This is a genomic window from Chromobacterium sp. IIBBL 290-4, from assembly GCF_024207115.1.
In the GTDB taxonomy this organism is placed as follows: domain Bacteria; phylum Pseudomonadota; class Gammaproteobacteria; order Burkholderiales; family Chromobacteriaceae; genus Chromobacterium.
Genome location: NZ_CP100128.1, coordinates 4,930,860 through 4,951,584 on the forward strand (window position 1 = coordinate 4,930,860; position 20,725 = coordinate 4,951,584).

21 protein-coding genes and 14 tRNA genes are annotated in these 20,725 nt (G+C 63.5%); 27 read left to right on the top strand and 8 right to left on the bottom strand.

From position 1 onward, the window contains the following. The first annotated feature begins 94 nt into the window (after positions 1-94). The 16 genes from NKT35_RS23170 to NKT35_RS23245 all read left to right on the top strand — a co-directional run bounded on the left by NKT35_RS23170 (position 95) and on the right by NKT35_RS23245 (position 4,719). Positions 95-170, top strand: a tRNA-Val gene (locus tag NKT35_RS23170). Between the two features lie 13 nt (positions 171-183). Then, positions 184-260 (top strand) — tRNA-Asp (locus NKT35_RS23175). Positions 261-285: 25 nt separating this feature from the next. Then, a tRNA-Val gene (locus tag NKT35_RS23180) sits at positions 286-361 on the top strand. A gap of 13 nt (positions 362-374) precedes the next feature. Further along, positions 375-451: transfer RNA gene (locus NKT35_RS23185), tRNA-Asp, on the top strand. 25 nt (positions 452-476) lie between these two features. Then, positions 477-552, top strand: a tRNA-Val gene (locus NKT35_RS23190). Positions 553-564: 12 nt separating this feature from the next. Beyond that, positions 565-641: transfer RNA gene (locus tag NKT35_RS23195), tRNA-Asp, on the top strand. A 26-nt stretch (positions 642-667) separates the two neighbouring features. Next, positions 668-743 (top strand) — tRNA-Val (locus tag NKT35_RS23200). A 12-nt stretch (positions 744-755) separates the two neighbouring features. Continuing rightward, a tRNA-Asp gene (locus tag NKT35_RS23205) sits at positions 756-832 on the top strand. Positions 833-858: 26 nt separating this feature from the next. Further along, positions 859-934: transfer RNA gene (locus tag NKT35_RS23210), tRNA-Val, on the top strand. A 13-nt stretch (positions 935-947) separates the two neighbouring features. Next, positions 948-1,024 (top strand) — tRNA-Asp (locus NKT35_RS23215). A gap of 29 nt (positions 1,025-1,053) precedes the next feature. After that, a tRNA-Val gene (locus tag NKT35_RS23220) sits at positions 1,054-1,130 on the top strand. Between the two features lie 6 nt (positions 1,131-1,136). Then, positions 1,137-1,213 (top strand) — tRNA-Asp (locus tag NKT35_RS23225). A 29-nt stretch (positions 1,214-1,242) separates the two neighbouring features. Next, positions 1,243-1,319, top strand: a tRNA-Val gene (locus tag NKT35_RS23230). 7 nt (positions 1,320-1,326) lie between these two features. Then, positions 1,327-1,403 (top strand) — tRNA-Asp (locus NKT35_RS23235). Positions 1,404-1,549: 146 nt separating this feature from the next. Next, positions 1,550-3,097 (top strand): FecR domain-containing protein, encoded by a 1,548-nt coding sequence (locus NKT35_RS23240; protein WP_254297635.1) that lies wholly within the window; start codon positions 1,550-1,552, stop codon positions 3,095-3,097. Positions 3,098-3,105: 8 nt separating this feature from the next. Further along, positions 3,106-4,719, top strand: a complete 1,614-nt coding sequence (locus tag NKT35_RS23245) for a CHASE2 domain-containing protein (RefSeq protein WP_254297636.1) — start codon at positions 3,106-3,108, stop codon at positions 4,717-4,719. Between the two features lie 51 nt (positions 4,720-4,770). On the opposite strand, the gene NKT35_RS23250 is transcribed toward NKT35_RS23245, so the two are convergent. The 5 genes from NKT35_RS23250 to pmbA all read right to left on the bottom strand — a co-directional run bounded on the left by NKT35_RS23250 (position 4,771) and on the right by pmbA (position 9,558). Continuing rightward, positions 4,771-5,256 (bottom strand): disulfide bond formation protein B, encoded by a 486-nt coding sequence (locus NKT35_RS23250; protein WP_254297637.1) that lies wholly within the window; start codon positions 5,254-5,256, stop codon positions 4,771-4,773. Between the two features lie 202 nt (positions 5,257-5,458). Then, positions 5,459-6,598 carry a patatin-like phospholipase family protein gene (locus tag NKT35_RS23255; RefSeq protein ID WP_254297638.1) on the bottom strand — a complete coding sequence of 380 codons (1,140 nt, stop codon included), beginning with the start codon at positions 6,596-6,598 and terminating at the stop codon, positions 5,459-5,461. 69 nt (positions 6,599-6,667) lie between these two features. After that, the gene (locus NKT35_RS23260; protein WP_254297639.1) at positions 6,668-7,567 is read right to left on the bottom strand and encodes a DNA-3-methyladenine glycosylase 2; all 900 of its coding nucleotides are present in this window, start codon (positions 7,565-7,567) and stop codon (positions 6,668-6,670) included. Positions 7,568-7,570: 3 nt separating this feature from the next. Beyond that, positions 7,571-8,218, bottom strand: coding sequence for a DNA oxidative demethylase AlkB (alkB, locus tag NKT35_RS23265; RefSeq protein WP_254297640.1), 648 nt, complete (start codon positions 8,216-8,218; stop codon positions 7,571-7,573). After that, complete coding sequence (pmbA, locus tag NKT35_RS23270; protein ID WP_254297641.1) at positions 8,215-9,558, bottom strand: metalloprotease PmbA; 1,344 nt, start codon at positions 9,556-9,558, stop codon at positions 8,215-8,217. The genes alkB and pmbA overlap by 4 nt, the downstream gene beginning before the upstream one ends. 83 nt (positions 9,559-9,641) lie before the next feature. Here pmbA and yjgA point away from each other — a divergent pair, with 83 nt between their 5' ends. The 5 genes from yjgA to NKT35_RS23295 all read left to right on the top strand — a co-directional run bounded on the left by yjgA (position 9,642) and on the right by NKT35_RS23295 (position 12,893). Next, positions 9,642-10,187, top strand: a complete 546-nt coding sequence (gene yjgA, locus NKT35_RS23275) for a ribosome biogenesis factor YjgA (RefSeq protein WP_254297642.1) — start codon at positions 9,642-9,644, stop codon at positions 10,185-10,187. Continuing rightward, positions 10,187-10,765: a molybdopterin adenylyltransferase gene (mog, locus tag NKT35_RS23280; protein WP_254297643.1), complete on the top strand. Its 579-nt coding sequence runs from the start codon at positions 10,187-10,189 to the stop codon at positions 10,763-10,765. Before yjgA ends, mog begins: the two co-directional genes overlap by 1 nt. Further along, complete coding sequence (locus tag NKT35_RS23285) at positions 10,762-11,712, top strand: YheT family hydrolase (protein WP_254297644.1); 951 nt, start codon at positions 10,762-10,764, stop codon at positions 11,710-11,712. Before mog ends, NKT35_RS23285 begins: the two co-directional genes overlap by 4 nt. Positions 11,713-11,780: 68 nt before the next feature. Next, positions 11,781-12,293, top strand: coding sequence for a PaaI family thioesterase (locus NKT35_RS23290; RefSeq protein ID WP_254297645.1), 513 nt, complete (start codon positions 11,781-11,783; stop codon positions 12,291-12,293). 27 nt (positions 12,294-12,320) lie between these two features. Further along, positions 12,321-12,893, top strand: coding sequence for a hypothetical protein (locus tag NKT35_RS23295; RefSeq protein WP_254297646.1), 573 nt, complete (start codon positions 12,321-12,323; stop codon positions 12,891-12,893). A gap of 1 nt (position 12,894) precedes the next feature. Here NKT35_RS23295 and NKT35_RS23300 read toward each other — a convergent pair whose 3' ends face one another. Beyond that, entirely contained in the window at positions 12,895-14,055 is a 1,161-nt protein-coding gene (locus NKT35_RS23300) for an HD-GYP domain-containing protein (RefSeq protein ID WP_254297647.1), read from the bottom strand. A 126-nt stretch (positions 14,056-14,181) separates the two neighbouring features. Here NKT35_RS23300 and NKT35_RS23305 point away from each other — a divergent pair, with 126 nt between their 5' ends. Then, positions 14,182-15,027 carry a dienelactone hydrolase family protein gene (locus NKT35_RS23305; RefSeq protein WP_254297648.1) on the top strand — a complete coding sequence of 282 codons (846 nt, stop codon included), beginning with the start codon at positions 14,182-14,184 and terminating at the stop codon, positions 15,025-15,027. Between the two features lie 57 nt (positions 15,028-15,084). Here the strand turns inward: NKT35_RS23305 and NKT35_RS23310 are convergent, their stop codons facing one another. Further along, on the bottom strand, positions 15,085-16,170 hold the full coding sequence (locus tag NKT35_RS23310) for an HD-GYP domain-containing protein (RefSeq protein WP_254297649.1): 1,086 nt from the start codon (positions 16,168-16,170) through the stop codon (positions 15,085-15,087). Between the two features lie 337 nt (positions 16,171-16,507). Between NKT35_RS23310 and NKT35_RS23315 the strand changes: the two genes are divergently transcribed. Both NKT35_RS23315 and NKT35_RS23320 read left to right on the top strand, forming a co-directional pair. Continuing rightward, positions 16,508-16,711, top strand: a complete 204-nt coding sequence (locus NKT35_RS23315) for a cold-shock protein (RefSeq protein ID WP_254297650.1) — start codon at positions 16,508-16,510, stop codon at positions 16,709-16,711. A 91-nt stretch (positions 16,712-16,802) separates the two neighbouring features. Then, on the top strand, positions 16,803-17,354 hold the full coding sequence (locus NKT35_RS23320; RefSeq protein ID WP_254297651.1) for a DUF1415 domain-containing protein: 552 nt from the start codon (positions 16,803-16,805) through the stop codon (positions 17,352-17,354). A 66-nt stretch (positions 17,355-17,420) separates the two neighbouring features. Here NKT35_RS23320 and NKT35_RS23325 read toward each other — a convergent pair whose 3' ends face one another. Then, positions 17,421-17,990: a lysophospholipid acyltransferase family protein gene (locus tag NKT35_RS23325; protein ID WP_254297652.1), complete on the bottom strand. Its 570-nt coding sequence runs from the start codon at positions 17,988-17,990 to the stop codon at positions 17,421-17,423. Between the two features lie 329 nt (positions 17,991-18,319). On the opposite strand from NKT35_RS23325, the gene NKT35_RS23330 reads away from it, so the two are divergent. The 3 genes from NKT35_RS23330 to NKT35_RS23340 all read left to right on the top strand — a co-directional run bounded on the left by NKT35_RS23330 (position 18,320) and on the right by NKT35_RS23340 (position 20,656). Continuing rightward, the gene (locus NKT35_RS23330; RefSeq protein ID WP_254297653.1) at positions 18,320-18,544 is read left to right on the top strand and encodes a YMGG-like glycine zipper-containing protein; all 225 of its coding nucleotides are present in this window, start codon (positions 18,320-18,322) and stop codon (positions 18,542-18,544) included. 89 nt (positions 18,545-18,633) lie between these two features. Further along, positions 18,634-19,995 carry a deoxyguanosinetriphosphate triphosphohydrolase gene (locus tag NKT35_RS23335; protein ID WP_254297654.1) on the top strand — a complete coding sequence of 454 codons (1,362 nt, stop codon included), beginning with the start codon at positions 18,634-18,636 and terminating at the stop codon, positions 19,993-19,995. 19 nt (positions 19,996-20,014) lie between these two features. After that, positions 20,015-20,656: a histidine phosphatase family protein gene (locus tag NKT35_RS23340; protein ID WP_254297655.1), complete on the top strand. Its 642-nt coding sequence runs from the start codon at positions 20,015-20,017 to the stop codon at positions 20,654-20,656. The last annotated feature ends 69 nt before the right edge of the window (positions 20,657-20,725 follow it).

A 20,725-nucleotide genomic window follows, 5' to 3' on the forward strand; every position in this document is an offset into this window, starting at 1 on the left:
AAAAAACTTCATAAAATCGCTTGCGCAAGCTGAAACCCTGTGCTTTAATTCGCCTCCTCGCTGAGACGCAAACGCAACAGCGAAGCGGAATTCAGGGCGTTTAGCTCAGTTGGTAGAGCGTCTGCCTTACAAGCAGAATGTCGGCGGTTCGACTCCGTCAACGCCCACCAAAGTTTTACGGTTGGAGTGGTAGTTCAGTTGGTTAGAATACCGGCCTGTCACGCCGGGGGTCGCGGGTTCGAGTCCCGTCCACTCCGCCAACATATAAAGCAGTACCCGTATATCGGGCGTTTAGCTCAGTTGGTAGAGCGTCTGCCTTACAAGCAGAATGTCGGCGGTTCGACTCCGTCAACGCCCACCAAAGTTTTACGGTTGGAGTGGTAGTTCAGTTGGTTAGAATACCGGCCTGTCACGCCGGGGGTCGCGGGTTCGAGTCCCGTCCACTCCGCCAACATATAAAGCAGTACCCGTATATCGGGCGTTTAGCTCAGTTGGTAGAGCGTCTGCCTTACAAGCAGAATGTCGGCGGTTCGACTCCGTCAACGCCCACCAAAGTTTACGATTGGAGTGGTAGTTCAGTTGGTTAGAATACCGGCCTGTCACGCCGGGGGTCGCGGGTTCGAGTCCCGTCCACTCCGCCAACATATTAAAGCAGTACCCGTATATCGGGCGTTTAGCTCAGTTGGTAGAGCGTCTGCCTTACAAGCAGAATGTCGGCGGTTCGACTCCGTCAACGCCCACCAAAGTTTACGATTGGAGTGGTAGTTCAGTTGGTTAGAATACCGGCCTGTCACGCCGGGGGTCGCGGGTTCGAGTCCCGTCCACTCCGCCAACATATTAAAGCAGTACCCGTATATCGGGCGTTTAGCTCAGTTGGTAGAGCGTCTGCCTTACAAGCAGAATGTCGGCGGTTCGACTCCGTCAACGCCCACCAAAGTTTTACGGTTGGAGTGGTAGTTCAGTTGGTTAGAATACCGGCCTGTCACGCCGGGGGTCGCGGGTTCGAGTCCCGTCCACTCCGCCAACGGTTTCAAAGCAGCAATACAGTTTTCTGGGCGGTTAGTCTCAGTTGGTAGAGCACTGCCTTCACACGGCAGGGGTCGCTGGTTCGAGTCCAGTACCGCCCACCAGAAAACGGAGTGGTAGTTCAGTTGGTTAGAATACCGGCCTGTCACGCCGGGGGTCGCGGGTTCGAGTCCCGTCCACTCCGCCAACAGTTTCAAAGCAGCAATACAGTTTTCTGGGCGGTTAGTCTCAGTTGGTAGAGCACTGCCTTCACACGGCAGGGGTCGCTGGTTCGAGTCCAGTACCGCCCACCAGGAAAACGGAGTGGTAGTTCAGTTGGTTAGAATACCGGCCTGTCACGCCGGGGGTCGCGGGTTCGAGTCCCGTCCACTCCGCCAACCAACAAAAAAGGCAGCCTAGGCTGCCTTTTTTGCTTTTCATCTTAATAATAACAATCCCAAATAAAACATGCTGTTATCAAGTTGCCAAACGGCGCGACAGCGGCAATACTGACGGGCTTTTCACAAGGCTTATCAGAGAATTCATGATGAAACGGGTCGTATTGTTGCTGGCTGCGTTCTGCGCCCCCCTTGCCTGCGCCGAAGAAGCCGCCGTCGATGGCGCCACATGGCAATACAAGGTTCAGAATGGCGATTCCTTATGGACGGTCTCCGGCCGGCATTTGCAATCGATGGCCTACGTCCCCAAGCTTCAAGCATTGAACCGGGTGCCCAACCCCTACCATCTGCAGCCCGGCAGCACGCTCAACATTCCCTACGCCTGGATCAAGCAAGCCGACGCCAACGCCACACTGGAAGAAATGGCCGGACCCGTCAGCATCCAGGGACGCAACGGCGCCTCGCTCAACCCCGCCGTCGGCCAACAATACGGCAGCGGCACCCGCCTTTCCACCGGCAAGGACGCCATGCTGCGCCTGCGTTTCCGCGACGGCTCCGCCCTGCTGCTCAACGCCGGCACCACCCTGACCCTGGGCAACCAGGTGTTCTATCCCAGCACCGGCTCCATCCGCTCGCAAAATCAGCTCGCCGCCGGCAGCACCAACAGCTCGGTCATCCCCAATCCGCTGATGCCCAGCCGCTACCAGATCCAGACGCCTTCCGCCGTCACCTCGGTGCGCGGCACCGAATTCCGCGTCCGCAGCATCGCCGACGACAACACCGCGTCGGAAGTGCTGCGCGGCAAGGTCAATGTGCAAAGCGCGGCGCATGAGGTTTACGTGCCGGCAGGCTTCGGCAGCCTGAGCAAGGGCGACGGCCAACCGATGGCCCTGCCGCCCGCCCCGCGGCTGAAGGATTTCGCCGTCGCGGCGGAATTCAATCCCGTGCGGCTGAGTTGGCGCGCCGAAGCGGAAGAAAAAGGCTACCGCGCCGAAATCTCCCGCCTGGACGACGGCAAACCGCTGCTGGACCGCAATACCGACACGCCCTCCCTGGTCTTGCCGCTGGCACAAAGCGGCCGCTATCAGCTGACCATACGCGCGCTCAACGCCGCCGGTCTGGAGGGCTATGACAGCCAACGCAGCTTTACCATCCAGCCCCTGCCCTATCCGCCGCTCTGGATCGCCGCCGAAAATCCCAGGCAGAAAAACAGGATTTTCAAACCCGGCCTGATGGTGGATGGCGCGCATGCCGCCAGACTGCAGATATCCGCCAGCGGCGATTTCAGCCAGCCGCTGTTCGATGTCAAAGTCGACAGCCCGGATTGGGCCATCGCCCTGCCCCGCGCCGGCGACTGGCATTGGCGCGCGGCGATGTACGATGCGGACGGCGGCAACGGCCCGTTCAGCGGCGAGCAAACGCTGAGAATGGAAGACGGCGTCAGCTGGCTGAGCGGCCAAACGCTTTATCTGCAAATCCGGCGCTACCCTGTCTCCCAAGCCAGATACACCTTGCAGCTGTTCAAGCCGGGCCAGGACGCTCCCATCGCCTCCCTGGCCTCGGATCGTCCCGCCTGGCCGGCAAGCAAGCTGCCGGCGGGCCGATTCGACGCCAAGATCCAGATTGATGCAGAAGGCTACCGCGCGGAAGAGACCCATCCCGGCCTGACCTTGCCGGGAAGTTCGCTGTTCTGATACCCGGCATGATCCCGCCCCATCTTCGCCCCCTCGCCAAACTGACGCCCGCTCTGCTGGCCGCGGCCGGGTTGTTGTTGACCCTGTCGCAGCCCCAGACTCGGCTGGACGCCTGGCTATACGATGGCTTGACGCGGCTCCGTCCGGCGCCGGCGGGCGACGCCGGCATCACCCTGATCGCCATCGATCAGAAAAGCCTGGCCGAGCTGGGGCGCTGGCCCTGGCCGCGAGCCTATCACGCCCTGTTGCTAGACAAGCTGCGCGGCGCGCGCGCCGTCGGCATGGATATCGTGATGGCCGAGCCCAGCGGCGAATACGACGATTTGCAGCTGGCGCAAGCCATACGCGGCAACGGCAAAGTGGTGTCGCCGGTGTTTCCCGAGCTGCAGGAAGGCCGGCTAACCGAAACCCGGCCCATCCCCTTGCTGACCCAAGGCCTGGCCGCGCTGGGCCACACAGATTACGAGCAAGACGACGATGGCGTCATCCGCCGCGTTTTCCTGCGCGCCGGGCTGGGCGCGCCCCGCTATCCCAGCTTTGCCCAGGCCGTCGCCGACACCGCTTCCCGCCGCGCCGCGCCGCCGCTCCCTCAGCCGGACAGGCCAGCGCTGACCTGGCAACGCAGCCAGCCGCTGATGATCCCCTTCTCATCAGGCGCCAAGCCTTATCAAACCGTATCCTATGCCGATGCCTTGCTGCGGCTGCCACCCGAAACCTTCAATCAGCGCATCGTATTGATCGGCGCCACCGCCACCGGGCTGGGACAGCGCCACCTGACGCCGGTTTCCGCCCACAATCTCGGGCTGAGCGGCGTCGAAATCAATGCCTATGCCACCTACGGCCTGCTGACGGATCAGGGCATCACCCCCCTTCCACCCATCTGGCGCGCCCTTGCCGCCGCCGTGGCGCTGCTATTGGGCGATTGGCTGCTATCCAGACTTTCCGGCTCCAAAAGAAAACTCGCCGGCTACGCGCTCGCCAGCCTGGCGCTGCCCAGCGGCTCAGCCATTTTGCTGTACGGCGCGCGCATCTGGATTGGCGGCGGCATACCCGCCTCGCTGCTGCTGCTGGCGGGACTGGGACGCTTTGTCGCCGGCCACGCCCGGCTGCAGCAACTCGCCAGCACCGACGGCCTGACCGGCCTGAACAATCGCCGGCAGTTCGATGAAAGCTACGCCAAAGCCCTGCAAAAGCATGGCAAGCACGCCAAGCCGCTGGCGCTGCTCATCATCGATCTGGACAATTTCAAAGGCTATAACGACCGCTACGGCCACGCCGCGGGAGATGAGATATTGCGCCAGGCCGCCGGCGCCCTGACGCAATGCTTCACGCGGCGCGGGGAACTGACGGCGCGCCTGGGCGGAGAAGAGTTCGGCGTGCTGCTGGACGATTGCGGCCTGGAAACCGCGCTGATGGCCGCGGACCGCTTCCGCCGCAAGCTGGAAGGACTGGCCCTGCCCCACGCCGCCTCGCCCTCGGGCTTTGTCACCTGCAGCATAGGCGTAGCCGCGCGCGTTCCGCGAGGCCACGGCGACGGCCGCATGCTGTTCGAGATGGCGGACCAGGCGCTGTACCAGGCCAAGAGCGAAGGCCGCAACCGGGCGGTTCCCGCGGCGGGCTAAAAACGACAAAGCCGCCAGAACGCGGCTTCAGACTGGCAAGCAAGGCCGCCCTCAAGCGCGGCGGCGCGACACCAGCCACAGCGTCCAGACAATCACGCCGGCGAAGAACACCGCCACCCAGAACGGCATGGTCATGCCCAGGAAGCGTCCATGGATTTCGGCGCATTCGCCGCTGCCTTTCAGCACCCGGGACAGGACATCCCACAAGGGGAAAGACTCCATCAGATACTCCAGACCCGGCCCGCACTGCGGCACCTGGTCCGCGGGCAGGCTTTGCAGCCACAGCTGACGCAAGGACACGCCGCTGCCGGCCAGCGCGGCCAACACCGTCAAGCCGCCCCAGACGCGCGCGCCCGTCCTGCCCGGATTATGCAAAGCCGCCAGCAAGGCCAAAACCCCTGCCGCCATCACGCCGATGCGCTGAAAAATGCACAGCGGGCAAGGCTCCAGCCCCAGCTGATATTGCGCGAACAACGCAAACCCCATCGCGCCGGCGCAAGCGGCCGCCACCAGCAGAAAACCCTGTCTATTGCTCAAATTCAAAACCTGCCCCCTCATGGAAGATATGGCGCCCGCCTGCCGGCGCGCCGCCGAAGACCGCTTATCATCCGCCTCGCCGACGAAATGGCCCGCTGCAATCCAAGCTCACTTCCGGCCAGACGAGCGCGACCCATTTTGCATGCATCCGGCGCCACTGGAAAGACTGAGATTTTAGTACGGCGCCAAAGTTCCGGGCAGTTCAAAGTTCGAGAAACTGCCGGATCTCTTCCCGATGATGCAAGGCGTCGCGATAACCCAGCGCGATCAGCTCGCGGCAATAATCGGGCTCGAACAATAGATAGGTCGCCAAAGCGGTGCCGCGCTGGCGCGTGGCGCCCGCGCCTTTCATGATGAAGCGGAGGATGGGGGGAAACAGACGGGTATGCCGATAAACAATGCCTTCCAGCGATCTGCTGGGATTGAGCTGGAAAATCTCCACTTTTTTCAGCCGGGTCTGGCACGCCAAGGCTTCATTGCTCTGCAATAGCGAAACCGTGTGGTTGATCCGCGTCAGCCGCTCCATGTCCACCGCCATGCTGTCGATGAACACGCTATTGAGCAGGTGGCCGAATATTTGCGCCGGCATAGGATATGCGCCGATATTGCGCCTTTCGATGGTGTCCGGCCTTTGGCTGGCCAGCCCCACCACAAACAGCTTTTCCGCGCCCAGATGCAGGGCCGGCGACAAGGGCGACAGCTGCCGCACCGCACCGTCGCAGTAGAACTTTTCGCCTATCCGCACCGAGGGGAAAATCAGCGGAATGGCCGATGTCGCCATCACATGATCCAGCCCTATCTGCTCCCGCAGGCCCAGCCGCTGATAGCGCGTCCACTCCTCCAACTCCTCCTGGCCCTGGAAGAAGGTCACCGACATGCCGGTGGTGTAGCACGACGCCGTCAACGCCAGCGCCTCCAGATAACCGCCATCTATCGCCGAAGCGATGGCGCCGAACTGCATGGTTTGGGACAGCGTGGCGCGCAGCGGCGCGTTGTCGAGAAAGCTTTGCGGATTTGGCCAGGCATGCCCGGCGCTGAGCAGCGACACGCCGAAGTGCAGGAAGGTTTTGACGAAGTAGGCGGTGCTGGCATCGTAAATATCCGGGATGTGCAGCTGCTTCCACACCTTGGCCAGCGTCGCCACCGCCAGCTGGTAATTGCCCGCGCCGGAGGCCAGCGCCACCGCATTGATGGCGCCGGCGGAAGTGCCGCAGATAATGGGAAAAGGATTGCGCTGCGGGTCCGGCAGCAGCCTGGCAATACCCAGCAACACCCCTACCTGATATGCGGCGCGCGCGCCGCCGCCGGACAAGACCAAACCGATTTTGCTGGGCCTGCGCATGGCAGCCTCTTTCTGAACGTCTTATTTGTTCTATTAGAAATAGTCAAAAAGACGACGCAGCGGCAAGCCTCAAAACCCTCCAGCCTGCAGCAAGGCCCATAGATGCGCGCCCACCAAGGCTCTCCAGGGAGAGAACGGCGCCAGCCAGGCCTCGGCCTCAGCCTGGCTCGGACGCTCCTGCGCGCCCCATACCCGCTGCAAGGCGTTGCGCACCGCCACGTCACCATGCAGCGAGCCATCCAGCCAGCCAAAGCCTCGCAACAAGGCATAACTGACCGTCCACGGGCCTATGCCCGGCAAAGCCAGCAATGTTTCGGAAATAGCGGCGGCGGGCACACCCTCCAGCCAATCGTCCAATGGCAGCTCGCCGCTGGCGGCGGCCTGGCTCAGCGCCAGCAAGGCCCGGCTTTTGGCGCGCGAAAAACCAGACTCGCCCAGTTGATCGGCGGATAAAACCGCCAACCGCGCGGGATCGGGATGGCACAGCAGGCCGGAGGAATGTCGGCAATCGCACAACAGCAGCATGCGCCGCCGCAGCGTCACCGCCGCCGCCACGCTGATTTGCTGACCGGTGATGGCCCAGGCCAGCGCCTCGAACGGCGTGGCCGTCTGCGGCACCCGCAGCCCCGCGCGGGCGGCGATCAACGGCCCGAGCTGCGGATGCGCGGCGTACTCGCGCTCAAAGCGCTCCACCGGCTGGTTCAAGCCCAGCATGCGGCGGCCCATTTTCGCCAAGGCCTCCGCCGCCGCTCCGCCCGCCTCGCCATCCACCGCCAAGGCAAGCCGCGCCTGCCCCGGGCTGAAGCGAAAATCCAGACAGGCGGGCTGGCCGCGCCACAGCAAACCCTTGCGCAGGCCATCCTCATCCACTTGCTCGGCCAAACGTTCGCCATCGCGGCGATGAAAGGCCAGGATGTCCTGTAGACGGAAACCAGAAGGCAAAGTCAGGGAAACTTGAATCTCGGACATGAATCAGCGGGCCTTGCGGAAAGTCAGATTGATGCGGCGCTCGCCCAGCAAGGGATGGCTGCCGGGCTGCACCGGCCGCACGCCATGAAAGCGCATCCGGTCCGGTCCGCCCCACACCAGCACGTCGCCATGGAGAAGTTGGATGCGCGCGCTAGGGTCGCCTCTGCGCATGCCACCCAACAGAAAGACTGCGGGCAAACCCAGCGACACCGACACGATGGGCGCGGCAAAATCGCGCTCGTCCTTGTCTTGATGCAGGCCCATGCGTGCGCCGGGCAGATAGCAATTGATCAGGCAGGCGTCGGGATCGAAGCCGGCGAAACCCGCCTCGGCCGCCGCGCCGCGAGCCAGCGTCCGCAGCGCGTCCGGCATCGCCGGCCAAGGCTGGCCGCTGTCGGGATCGACGGCGGAATAGCGATAGCCGCGCCTATCCGACACCCAGCCCCAATCGCCGCAACTGGAGGTGGCGACCGACATCGCCTGCCCGCCCGGCGTCACCATGCCGCGCGGCGGCGACTGCCGCAGCACCGTCTCCACCGCGGCGCATAATGCCGCGTCGTCGGCGCAGGCCCAGCCGTGCAGCAAGACCGTGCCGGCTGACAGCGGCTCGGCCCACGGGCCGTTTTCCGGCGCGAACAGGCTGCCGCTCACTCCTCGCCGGCCACCATCATGCCGCCTATCAGCACCGAGCCGATGCGGCGGCCGCCGCGGTCCAGCTCGTCATTGGCGATGGCTTCAATATTGAGGAACATCTCCCGCAGATTGCCGGCGATGGTGATTTCCTCCACCGGATAGACGATGACGCCGTTTTCCACCCAGAAACCGGCCGCGCCGCGCGAGTAATCGCCGGTGACGGTGTTGACGCCCTGGCCCAGCAGCTCGGTCACCAGCAGGCCGCTGCCCATCTGCGCCAGCAGCTCCGCCTGGCTCTCGCCGGTGGAGTGCACCACCAGGTTGTGGGCGCCGCCGGCGTTGCCGGTGGTTTGCATGCCCAGCTTGCGGGCGGAGTAGCTGGACAGCAGATAGCCTTGCAGCACGCCCCCATCCACCAGCCGGCGCGACTGGGTGGCCACGCCTTCGCTGTCGAAGACGCTGCTGGCGAGCCCGCGCAGCAGGAAAGGATCTTCATCGATCACCACCTGCTTGGACATCACCGGCTTGCCCAGGCAATCCAGCAGGAAGGACGACTTGCGATACAGGCTGCCGCCGCTGATGGCGGAAGCGAGATGGCCCAGCAGCGACATCGCCACCGGCGCTTCGAACAACACCGGATATTGGCCGGTCTTCACTCGGCGGGCGTTCAGGCGGCGCACCGTGCGCTCGCCGGCGATGCGGCCCACTTCCTCCGCCGGCAACAGGTCGTCGCGATGGCGCGCGGCCGAATACCAGTAATCGCGCTGCATCGCCTGGCCGTCGCCGGCCACCACCGCGGCCGACAAGCTGTGGCGGCTGCTGGAGAAGCCGGCGTTGAAGCCATGGCTGTTGGCGTAGATGAACTGGCTGGCCTGCACCGACACGCTGGCGCCCTCGGAATTGCGGATGCGCGCATCCACGGCGCGGGCGCTGTTTTCGCAACGGCGGGCCAGCTCGATGGCGTCCTCCACCGGCAAGGACCAGGGATGGTAGAGATCCAGGTCCGGAAACTCGTCTGCCAGCAATTGCGCGTCGGCCAGGCCGGCGCAGTCGTCCTCAGCGGTGTAGCGGGCGATATCCAGCGCCGCGCGCACCGTTTCCTCCAGCGCCGCTTCGGAAAAGTCCGAAGTGCTGGCATGGCCTTTTTTCTGCCCCAGGTAGACCGTGACGCTGACGCTCTTGTCCTGGTTGTATTCGATGGTTTCCACCTCGCCCAGCCGCACGCCCACCGACTGGCCCACGCCCTCGGAAACATCGGCCTCGGAAGCGCTCGCGCCCTGCCGGCGGGCGATGTCCACCACGCGTCCGGCGATGTCGGAAAGCGCATCCGAGCTGAAACTGAATGTCTTATCTGCCATAGTATCTTTCAGAACTGTAGAAACGGCCGACGGCCTTTTCCGGTATCATACCAGCCTTGAAAACCGATTGAGACTTAGCAACAATGACCGACTACCAGAACGACGACGGCTACGTCAGCAAGTCCCAGCGCAAGCGCGACATGGACGCGCTGCAGGATCTGGGCCGAGAGCTGGTCGACTTGTCCAAGGATACGCTGAAAAAGATGCAGCTGCCGGAGGACCTGCTCACCGCCGTGCTGGACTACAAACGCTTCAACGCCAACGGCGCGCTGCGCCGCCAGATGCAATACATCGGCAGGCTGATGCGCGACATCGACCCCGAGCCCATCCAGCAATACCTGAAAGTGCTGAAGGGCGAATCGTCCGAGCACATCGCCTGGCAAAAACTGCTGGAACGCTGGCGCGATAAGCTGATGGCCGACGACAAGGCGCTGTCCGACTTCCTGGCCGCCTTCCCCGAGGGCGACCCGCAGCAGCTGCGCACGCTGATGCGCAACGCCCGCAAGGAACTGCAGGACAACAAGCCGCCCAAGGCCTACCGCCAGCTTTTCCAGGAAATCAAGGCGCTGATCCCGGAACCGGGCAAGCCGCGCCTGTGGCAAAAGGACGAGGAAGAGGACGCCGAATAATGCTGAAAATCGGCCTGGTTTCCATTTCCGACCGCGCCAGCCAAGGCGTATACGAAGACAAGGGCCTGCCGGCGCTGCAAGCCTGGCTGTCCCGCGCCCTCGCCACGCCGTTTGAAACCGTATGCCGCCTGATCCCGGACGAACAGCCGCGCATCGAAACCACGCTCAAGGCGCTGGTAGACGACGATGGCTGCCATCTGGTGCTGACCACCGGCGGCACCGGCCCGGCGCCGCGCGACGTGACGCCGGACGCCACCCTGGCGGTGGCGGACCGCGAAATGCCGGGCTTCGGCGAACAGATGCGCCAGATCAGCCTGCGCTTCGTGCCCACTGCCATCTTGTCGCGCCAGGTCGGCGTGATCCGCAAGCAAAGCCTGATCCTCAATCTGCCCGGCCAGCCCAAAGCCATCCAGGAAACGCTGGAAGGCCTGCGCGGCGCGGACGGCAAGGCGGAAGTGCCCGGCATCTTCGCCGCGGTGCCGTATTGCCTGGATCTGATCGGCGCGCCCTATATCGAAACCGACGAGACGGTGGTGAAAGCTTTCCGCCCCAAATCCGCGCTCAAACCCGCCACATGAACTACCGCCCCCCGCGCTGGTTGCGCGGCGGCCACGCCCAGACCATCTGGCCGGCGCTAGCCGTCAAACTGGATCCTCCGCCTTACCGCCGCGAACTGTGGGACACGCCGGACGGCGCCCGCATCGCGCTGGACTTCGTCGACGGCCAGGCCGGCGCGCCGCTGGTGGTGCTGTTCCACGGACTGGAAGGCAGCAGCGCCAGCCATTACGCCAAGGCGCTGATGCATGCCGTGGCCGCGCGCGGCTGGAACGGCGTGGTATCGCACTTCCGCGGCTGCGGCGGCGTGGACAATCCGCTCCCGCGCGCCTACCACGCCGGCGACGCCGCCGAAGTGCGCTGGATCTTGCAGCGCCTGTCCGGCCGCTTCGCCAGGCTGGCCGCCGTCGGCGTATCGCTGGGCGGCAGCATGCTGCTCAATTATCTGGCCGAGGAAGGCGCATCCGCCTTGCCCCAGGCCGCGGCCGCCGTCTCCGCGCCGCTGGATCTGGTGGCGGCCAGCACTCGGCTGGACAAGGGGCTGGGCAAGCTCTTGTACACCCGCATGTTCATGGACACGCTCAAGCCCAAGGCCATGGCATCGCTGCAGCGCCACCCCGGCCTGTTCGACGCCAAGCGGCTGCGCGAGGCGCGCACCTTCATCGAGTTCGACGATCTGGTCACCGCGCCGCTGCATGGCTTCGGCACCGCGCTCAATTACTGGACCCAGGCCAGCAGCAAACCCAAGCTGACGCGCATCGCCCGCCCCACCCTGGTGCTCAACGCCCGCAACGATCCCTTTCTGCCGGAAAGCGCCTTGCCTGAGCCGTCGCAGGTGTCGGCGGCGGTGACGCTGGATTTCCCGCCGGACGGCGGCCATGTCGGCTTCGCTACCGGTCCCTTCCCCGGCCACATCGATTGGCTGCCGCAGCGGCTGCTGGAATTCATCGCGCCGCATCTGCAAGATTGAAATGTCATCGGCATTGACAGTTTGGGCGCAAACCGGGCATGGTGAACTCCCCCACCAGGAGATCCGCCATGACTGCCGAGCAAAAAACCGAACGCACTCTCACCGTACAGTGGGATGACCCGATGACCGGCGCCCGCGCCGCGCTCGACCTATCCGGCCTGGATTATCTGCAGGCCATGGCCGACGGCCGCCTCCCGGCGCCGCCTGTGGCGAAGCTGCTGGGTTTCGATTTCATCCGCGCAGAAAAAGGCGAGGTGGAATTCGCCTTTCATCCCCACGAATCGCAATTCAACCCGATAGGCACGGTGCACGGCGGCGTGATCAGCACGCTGCTGGACTCTGCCATGGGCTGCAGCGTCCACTCCACCCTACCGCAAGGCAAGGCGTACACCACGCTGGAGCTGAAAGTGAACTTCGTGCGCGCCGTGCTGCCCGCCAATGGCAAGCTGATCTGCCGCGGCAAGGTGATCCACGCCGGCGGACGCATGGCCACGGCGGAAGGCCATTTGCAGGATGAGGCCGGCAAGCTGTACGCTCACGCCACCACCACCTGCATGATCTTCGACACCCCGGCCCGATAAGCGGGCCGCTCGACACCGAGGGCCGACATGTTACGCCGCACGTTTCTCATCGCCGCCATCGCCGCGCTCACCGGCTGCGCCAGCATGGCGGACAAGCTGCAAGGCTCGCTCGCGCCGCCGCTGGGCCAAGCCTATGCCATCGTATCGCTGGTCGGCAAAGCCTTTGAGCCGGATCGCGCCGTCGTCGGCCTGCAAATCCGCGACGCCGCGGGACGGGAAGCCGCGGCAGACGTCGCCAGCCTCAATACCGACACGGTATTCGGCGAGGAAGGCATGTCGCCGGTGGAAGGCAAGCTGATGCTGTTGCCGCTGCCGCCGGGAGACTATCGCCTGGCCAATGTCTGGGGCCATTGGGCGGAGGACGGCGCCTGGGGGCCGTATCTGCAGATGAAGCAGTTCAAGCAGAACGCGCCGTTTCATCTGGATGCCGGCGAAACGGTTTATCTGGGCGAAGTGAAACTGGAGATGTCCTTCCTGCCGGAAGTGAAGTACGGGAATGAAGCCAGGCGCGATTTCGGCCATATGCGGCGCGTCTGGAAAGTGAAGGACTTGAGCCAGGTGAAGATCCGGCCGCTCGCGCCCGCCAGCGGCGCGCAATGACTCAGGATTTATGCCACAGCCGGTATAGAAAGGACGGATTGCAGCCCGCCAACACCGCCGCCACCGGCTCCACCACCTGGAACATCTGCTGCCGGGTGTCGCGCAACAGCCAGTCGGCGTAAGGCGGGCCGTCCAGCCGCCTCAGCGCGGCCACCTTGGGCGCGTTGGCCTTGTCGCCCCGATGCGTCACCACCGCCACTTCATTGTTATACAGCCGCACAAAGCTGCCGGGCGGATAAACGCCCAACTCCTTCACCAACAAGGACACATGTTGAGAAGGAAACGCGCCCAGTTCGCCGCGGAACAGACTGCCCAACACCCAGGCCGGCAATTGCGGCCCGCCCTGATGCACGCATCCGCAAACCAGATCCACCATCTGCAGCAGCAAGGCGTCGCTTTCGATTTCGTCGCCGGCCAAGCCCAAGGGATAGCCGCTGCCATCCTGCCGCTCATGATGCTGCAGCACCAGCCTGTGCCAGCTCTCCTCCGCCACGCCCGCTTCGCGCAGCATGGCCGAAGCCAGCACCGGATGGGCGAACATCTGCTCCTGCTGGGCCTCGTCCATGGGCGCGGTTTGCGCGGCCAATTGATTGAGCAGCCCGGTAATCGGCAGATTCATCGCCAGCGCCGCGCCGACCAGGGGCAGCAAACTTTCGTCGTCCAGGCCCATCTTGCGTCCCAGCACCGCGAGAATCGCCGCCACATGCACGCTATGGGCGCTGCCGATATCCTGGTACGGCAACAGGAACACGCTGGCCAACACGCCGTCGGGATGCCGCTTGCTGAGGATCAGCAAGCCTTCCGCCATGCCCAGCAAGCTGCCGGCCAGATCGCGCACCGCCAAGCCATGCAGCAACACGCCCTCAGCCCGCCGCAGCAAAAATGCCATCTCCTGCAGCGGCTTGCCGCTGTTGCGCTGCTGTTCGGCCTCTTTTTCGCGTTGCGCGGCGCGCTCCAGCCGCTCCCGCTCCAGACGGGCCTCGACCTCTTCGCCATCGCCATGGCCAAGCCTGGCCAGCCTATCCCGCTGCTCCTCGGTCAGGACGTAATGTCCTTTCTTCAGCAGCAACACGCCGTTCTTGGCATAGACATCCACAGGCGTCTGCCTGCCGGGCCGCAGAAAATTCCGCGGCAGCTTCACCTTGCCTGAAGAGTCCGTCATAATTCGACCGACATAAGTGGTTTCCACAACTGTTGGACCATCAATATTGCTTATCGACATTCCCCGCGCTGTGTTCAAGCTTTAATCAGCAATATTTGTAAAAGATTCCTTGCCAAGGAGAGCCGCATGTCGCATCAAGAGACCGATCCTACCCGCCGCGCCCTGCTGGCCGGAGCCGGCGCGGTGGGCTTCGCCCTCGCCATCCAGCCGGTTTCCGCCTCCGCCATCTTCACCGACAGCCAAGCACTGCAAACCGGCGCGCCCGATATCGACACCGGCAAAGGCGTGATGGGCGGGTATTACGCCAAACCGGACAAAGCCGCGGGACCGTTGCCGCTGGTGATCGTGATCCAGGAAATCTTCGGCGTGCACGCCCACATCCAGGACTTGTGCCGCCGCCTGGCCAAGCAAGGCTATTTCGCGGTCGCGCCCGAGCTGTACTTCCGCCATGGCGATCCGGCCAAAATCGCCGATATCGATACGCTGATGCGCGATCTGGTCCGCGCCGTGCCGGATGCCGAAGTGCAGAGCGATCTGGACGCGACCTGGCGCTGGGCCGGCGCGCATGGCGCGGATCTGAAGCGCGGCGCGGTGACCGGCTTCTGCTGGGGCGGACGCCAAACCTGGCTGTACGCGGCGCGCAACCCAGACCTGAGGGCCGCCGTGGCCTGGTACGGCAAACTGGAAGCGCCGGCCAACGACATCACGCCGCGCCATCCGCTGGACATCGTCAAGGAGTTGAAAACCCCGGTGCTGGGACTTTACGGCGGGCAAGACAAAGGCATTCCGCTGGAGTCGGTTGAGAAAATGCGCGCCGCGCTGCAAAGCGCCGGCAAGGAGGGCGAGATCGTCATCTATCCGGACGCCGATCACGCCTTCAACGCCGATTACCGCCCCAGCTACAACGCCCCTGCGGCGCAAGACGGCTGGAAGAGAATGCTGGACTGGTTCGCCCGCCACGGCGCGCATTGAAGCGAGCCGCCCATCCGCCGTAGCGCGGGCTGGCTCCGCCATGCCCGCGAACGGCTTTCAGCGCCCGCCCACCACGCTGCGCAGCTCCAGCCGCGCGCGGATCACCCGGTTGAACAACTGCAGCCATGCCGGATCGAACTGCCGCTCCGAGGCGTTCAACTCCGCTACTGCCCGCAGCATGGAGCGGCGCTGCCCTTGCTGCTCATGCTTGAGCGTCACAGACTCGAAGGCGTCGATCAAGGCCAGCAAGTACGCGCCCCCGCAAATGCCCCCCGCCTTCAAGCCAGCCGGATAGCCTCGCCCATCAGGCGTTTCATGATGCTGCCACACCATCTTCGCCGCGACATCCCAGCCAGGCATGCGTTCCAGCAAGCCTGCCGCCCAGCCGGGGTGCGCCGACATCTCTTGGCGGTCCGACTCGCTCATCCGCCCCGCCTTCAACCACAAGGACTCCGGCAGCAGCATCATGCCGATATCGTGCATGTACACGGCGGCGGCCAGTTGCTCCATGTCCAGCGGCGTTTCCGCCAGGCGGTTGGTTTCCAGCGCCAGCGCCAGATTGCGTTCGGTGCGGCCATGAAACTCCGGCAATCGCTGCTCGAATTGCAAAGCCAGCGAGCGGAAAAACTGCAGATCGGCAAAGCGCTGGCCCAGCCTCTCGACCGGCTGGGAGGGCGCGGCGGGCGCCGGCGCGGCCTGGCCCATCATGCTAGCGACCAACTTGGCGCAGGCCGCCGGCAACTCCGCCGCGCCCATGACCGGCAATTTCTCCAGGGACGACAACAGCTTTTCCAGCCGCAAGTCCTCCAGCGGCTCGCCATGCGCCATCGCCTCCAACACCAGCACCAGGCGATCCAGCACCAGCAACAGCACATCGCCTATCACTTCCAGATATGGCGACTCGCCGTTACGCACTCGCTCCAGCAGATTTTCCAGCGCATGCACATAGGGTTCGACAAACACCACCTGGCACAGGCTGGCATCTCCTTTGATGCTATGCAGAATGCGGAACATCTGGGCGATGGATTCAGGAGTCCCGCCGCCGTCTCCCAGCCGGCAAACCAGCTGCTCCAACTGCGGCGCATAGTCTGAAATCGCGTCGCGGAAGTCCTGAAAACCCACCGGATCCAAAATTTCCGGCATTACCAACTGCCTGGCCATGATGACATTTCCCAAGCCTCATCGATTTACCCAGTATAAGCAAACGCAGGCAAAACAAAGGGCTAGCCTTGCCGATCGTCTTGGGCTTAGTTAAAGGAAATGTAAATGTCCTGGCCCAAGGTATTAAATATTCGTAAAAACGGCCATTTCTTACAGAAAACGCTTGCCATGGCGCAGAACTATAGGCACTATCCGTTCCGCAGGATGCTCAAGTTGTGGATGTGTAGTTGTCGTAGTGGCAATAGGCCGTACCTCAGTCGCCATTTCCCTTGAACTTCGTGCCTTTTATTTCAACTGCTCGTTTTGAGGATTAAACAAAATGGCAACTGGTACCGTTAAGTGGTTTAACGACTCCAAAGGTTTTGGCTTCATCACCCCGGACGAAGGCGGCGACGACGTGTTCGCTCACTTCTCCCAAATCAACGCCAAAGGCTTCCGCACCCTGGCTGAAAACCAACGCGTGAGCTTCGACGTGGTTGACGGCCCGAAGGGCAAGCAAGCCTCCAACATCCAGCCGCTGTAATCTCTTCAAGAGATCATCAAGCTAGATGAGAAAACCCGGACACGTCCGGGTTTTTTTGCATTTCGGCCCTCAGGGCCAGCCAGGAGCCGCCATGTCCGACCAGAACGAAATCGTCATCGCCGCCACCCGCGAGTGGCTGGAAAAGGCCGTCATCGGCCTCAATCTCTGCCCCTTCGCCAAATCGGTGTACGTGAAGAACCAAGTCCGCATCCAGGTGAGCGAAGCCACGGACCCGCAGCAGCTGGCCGAGGAACTGGCCGCCGAACTGAAGCTGCTGGCGGAAACCGACCCGCAGGAAATCGACACCACGCTGCTGGTGCACCCCAAGGCGCTGACCCGTTTTCTCGACTTCAACGAATTTCTCGACATCGCCGACGCCATCGTCGACGAGCTGAAACTGGAAGGCGAAATCCAGGTGGCCAGCTTCCACCCGCGCTTCCAGTTCGAAGGCACCGGCGTCAACGATATCGAAAACTACACCAACCGCTCGCCCTATCCGACGCTGCACCTGATACGCGAAGCCAGCATAGACCGCGCGGTGGAAGCGTTCCCCGAAGCGGAAGCCATCTTCGAGCGCAATATCGAAACCGTTCAAAAACTGGGACTGGAAGGCTGGAAAGCGATGTTCGCCAAGCCCGAATAAGCAAAATCCATACAGCATGAAAAAAGCGCAATCGGCCGATTGCGCTTTTTATTTTCAGATCAAACTTCAGCGAGGATAGCGCCCCCGCTTGTCCGCGTAAAAGGCCCGGATCTTTGGCATGTCCGCCTCGATATCGCCTGTCGGCTGGAACATGGGGCCGAAGCCGCCTTCCTTCCGTCCATAGTCCAGATAGGCCAGCGCGATCGGCACGCCCGCGCCTCGAGCGATGTGGTAAAAGCCCGTCTTCCACTCCGTCACCGCCTTGCGGGTGCCTTCAGGCGGAATCGCCACCACCAGCCGCTCGCTGCTCTGAAACACATCCACCATCTGCTGCACCAAAGAGTTGTTCTGATGGCGCATCACCGGAATGCCGCCTAGCCAGCGCATCACCGGCCCCATCGGACCTTTGAACAGCGTGTGCTTGCCCATCCAGTAAATTTTGGCGCGCGCGGCGAAGCACAGACCCAGCGTGATGGGGAAGTCCCAATTGCTGGTGTGCGGCGCGCCTATCATCACGTACTTGTCCAACGTGGGGAACTCACCCTTCAGCTTCCAGCCGCAGAGCTTGAGCAAGGCGATGGACAGCCAGCGAAAAAGATCGCGCACAATGGGCGTGTCGAAAATGGTGAAATGCATGATGGTCCTGAGCAAGGCCGGACCGCCGGGCACCGCGCGGGGCTCCAGGCCGCCCCAAGCGTCGGGGGCTGGCGCCAACCACGTGGAAAAACGCGGCACTGTACCGGAGAATCCCCCTGCGGTAAATGCGGATTGCAAAATACAATCGGCCGCTGCAAAGCCATGAATCTCCATCGGATTATCGTAGCTCTTTCCCCCATTCGCCAGCCGGCATCCCTGCCTCCTGGAAAAGCCGTCACATCCCCTTACGAATGGTTACCAAGTCCGCAGAACCTCCCGCTCTCAGCGAGAGTCCTAACGAGACAAGAACTTCCATTCTGGGGAAAACCATGACTCATACCATCCAGCGCCCTGCCCGCTTGCTGCTCGCCGGCGCCATGGCCCTCTCACTGCTGTCCGGTTGCGCCAGCATGAGCCATCGCCAACAGAACACCGCCGTCGGCGCCGCGGCAGGCGCCGTGCTGGGATCCGTGCTGACCGGCGGCAGCGCCGTCGCCACGCTGGGCGGCGCCGCCATCGGCGGCGTCATCGGCCACCAGACTGGCCACCGCTGATCCTCCTGACAGGAGCCGGCCTCACGCCGGCTCTTTTGTTTTGTTGCGGCCGCACATATCATCGGTAGGACTCCACACCGGGCGACATCATGAGCCAAAGCATGAACTGGGAGAGCCTGCTCTCCACCCGCCGCTTCAAAATCATCCAGGGCGAGGTCAAGGAAACCCGCACGCCGGCCACCCAAGAAGGCGGTTCCGGCCTGCGCACCGACTTCCACATCGACCACGACCGCGTGGTGTTCTCCAGCGCCTTCCGCCGCCTGGGCCGCAAAACCCAGGTGCATCCGCTGGCCCGCCATGACCACACCCACAACCGCCTCACCCACAGCGTGGAAGTGGCCAGCGTGGGCCGCAGCCTGGGCAACCGCGTGGGGGTCATGCTGGAACACGGCGGCCAGCTGCCCGCTGGCTACACCCCGCACGATATCGGCGCGGTGGTGCAAGTGGCCTGCCTGGCGCACGATATCGGCAATCCGCCCTTCGGCCACACCGGCGAAGACGCGCTGCGCGACTGGTTCCGCGCCGAGCGCAACGCCCACTGGCTGCAGGGGCTGAGCCCGGCGGAAATCCGCGATGTGCAAACCTACGAGGGCAACGCCCACGGCCTGCGCATGCTGTCCACGCTGGAGATGTATACCGGCGAAGGCGGCATGCGCCTTACCGCCGCCGCGCTGGGCACGCTGATCAAATACCCGTGGACAGCAGACGCGCCGCCCGCTTATGAACGCGACAAATTCAACATCTACCGCACCGAGCTGCCCTATTTCGAGCGCGTCGCCGATGAACTGGGCCTGATCCGCCACAGCCCGCTGCAATGGAGCCGCCATCCGCTGTCCTATCTGATGGAGGCTGCGGACGACATCTGCTACGCCATCCTCGACCTGGAGGACGCGGTGGAAATCGGCATTCTGGATTTTCACGAGTTCGAAAGACTGTTTTCCGGCTTCGCCGAGCACGAGCGCGTCTGGGGCGTGCACAACGTCAGCCAGAAATGCGGCACGCTGCGCGGCGTGGCGATAGGCCGCTGCGTCACCGAGGTGGCGGAAAAATTCATGCTGCACCACCCCTCGCTGCTGCATGGCGAATTCCCCGCCAAAGACCTGATCAATCTCTGCGAACCGGCGGTGCAGGACGCGCTGATCCAGGCCAAGGAGCTGGCCAGCACCAAGGTCTACCGCCATCGCACCAAACTGGTCACCGAGCTGGCCTCCTATCCCTGCATCTCCACCATTCTGGACGCGCTGGTGCCCGCCGTTCACGCTTACGCGGCGCGCGGCGGCAAAGAGCTTACGCCGCGCGAACACCTGGCGATGGGTCTCCTGGAAGGCCATATTCAAAACGGGGACAGCCTGTACCAGGCTTATATGAAGATACTCGACTTCGTCGGCGCCATGACCGACAACTACGCCGCCAATATGGCGCGCGAGCTGTCCGGCGTCGGCATCCTGTAACCGCTAGCGAAAGGCGACAATGGCCCAGCCCGTCACCCGCTTCTGCCTGGTTCGCCACGGCGAAACCGATTGGAACCGCGAATACCGGCTGCAAGGCCACACCGACATTCCGCTCAACGACACCGGCCTGGAACAGGCCGAACAACTGGCCCAAGCCTTCCGGCCAGGCCAAGCCTTCCAGGCGCTGTACGTCAGCGACCTGACCCGCACCCGCCAAACCGCCGCGCCGCTGCAAAACAAGCTGGGCCTGCCTGCCCATTACACCCACGCCCTGCGCGAACGCAACATGGGCGCGCTGCAAGGCCTGACCTATGCCGAAGCGGCGGAACAGATTCCCGATCTTTACCACCGCCATCAAGCGCGCGATCCGGACTACGACCTGGACGGCGGCGAGAGCCTGCATCGATTTCAGACCCGCGTATTGGAAGGCTTCGCCGACATCGCCGCCCGCCACCCCGGCGAAACGGTGCTGATCGTCACCCACGGCGGCGTGCTGGACATCATGTATCGCGCCGCCACCGCCAAAGCGCTGCGCGACAAGCGCGACTTCCCCATCCCCAACGCCGCCTTGAACTGGCTGGACTACCAGGACGGCGGCTGGTCATTGCGGCGCTGGGCGGACGAATCCCACCTTGCTGGCGCGCTGGACGAAATCCAGTAAGAAAACCCATTCCGGCGCGACCAATCGACACAGCGCAATGCCCCGCGGCAAAACCAGCGATGGCAACCG

What these genes read in the sequence shown, in the direction of transcription:
- NKT35_RS23295 (WP_254297646.1), top strand. Translation starts at nt 12,321, where the DNA reads ATGTTACGCCGCACGTTTCTCATCGCCGCCATCGCCGCGCTCACCGGC.
- NKT35_RS23320 (WP_254297651.1), top strand. Translation starts at nt 16,803, where the DNA reads ATGTCCGACCAGAACGAAATCGTCATCGCCGCCACCCGCGAGTGGCTG.
- NKT35_RS23240 (WP_254297635.1), top strand. Translation starts at nt 1,550, where the DNA reads ATGATGAAACGGGTCGTATTGTTGCTGGCTGCGTTCTGCGCCCCCCTT.
- NKT35_RS23300 (WP_254297647.1), bottom strand. Translation starts at nt 14,055, where the DNA reads ATGACGGACTCTTCAGGCAAGGTGAAGCTGCCGCGGAATTTTCTGCGG.
- NKT35_RS23255 (WP_254297638.1), bottom strand. Translation starts at nt 6,598, where the DNA reads ATGCGCAGGCCCAGCAAAATCGGTTTGGTCTTGTCCGGCGGCGGCGCG.
- NKT35_RS23285 (WP_254297644.1), top strand. Translation starts at nt 10,762, where the DNA reads ATGAACTACCGCCCCCCGCGCTGGTTGCGCGGCGGCCACGCCCAGACC.
- NKT35_RS23340 (WP_254297655.1), top strand. Translation starts at nt 20,015, where the DNA reads ATGGCCCAGCCCGTCACCCGCTTCTGCCTGGTTCGCCACGGCGAAACC.
- NKT35_RS23305 (WP_254297648.1), top strand. Translation starts at nt 14,182, where the DNA reads ATGTCGCATCAAGAGACCGATCCTACCCGCCGCGCCCTGCTGGCCGGA.
- NKT35_RS23310 (WP_254297649.1), bottom strand. Translation starts at nt 16,170, where the DNA reads ATGCCGGAAATTTTGGATCCGGTGGGTTTTCAGGACTTCCGCGACGCG.
- NKT35_RS23315 (WP_254297650.1), top strand. Translation starts at nt 16,508, where the DNA reads ATGGCAACTGGTACCGTTAAGTGGTTTAACGACTCCAAAGGTTTTGGC.
- NKT35_RS23260 (WP_254297639.1), bottom strand. Translation starts at nt 7,567, where the DNA reads ATGTCCGAGATTCAAGTTTCCCTGACTTTGCCTTCTGGTTTCCGTCTA.
- mog (WP_254297643.1), top strand. Translation starts at nt 10,187, where the DNA reads ATGCTGAAAATCGGCCTGGTTTCCATTTCCGACCGCGCCAGCCAAGGC.
- NKT35_RS23290 (WP_254297645.1), top strand. Translation starts at nt 11,781, where the DNA reads ATGACTGCCGAGCAAAAAACCGAACGCACTCTCACCGTACAGTGGGAT.
- yjgA (WP_254297642.1), top strand. Translation starts at nt 9,642, where the DNA reads ATGACCGACTACCAGAACGACGACGGCTACGTCAGCAAGTCCCAGCGC.
- NKT35_RS23325 (WP_254297652.1), bottom strand. Translation starts at nt 17,990, where the DNA reads ATGCATTTCACCATTTTCGACACGCCCATTGTGCGCGATCTTTTTCGC.
- NKT35_RS23335 (WP_254297654.1), top strand. Translation starts at nt 18,634, where the DNA reads ATGAGCCAAAGCATGAACTGGGAGAGCCTGCTCTCCACCCGCCGCTTC.
- NKT35_RS23330 (WP_254297653.1), top strand. Translation starts at nt 18,320, where the DNA reads ATGACTCATACCATCCAGCGCCCTGCCCGCTTGCTGCTCGCCGGCGCC.
- NKT35_RS23245 (WP_254297636.1), top strand. Translation starts at nt 3,106, where the DNA reads ATGATCCCGCCCCATCTTCGCCCCCTCGCCAAACTGACGCCCGCTCTG.
- pmbA (WP_254297641.1), bottom strand. Translation starts at nt 9,558, where the DNA reads ATGGCAGATAAGACATTCAGTTTCAGCTCGGATGCGCTTTCCGACATC.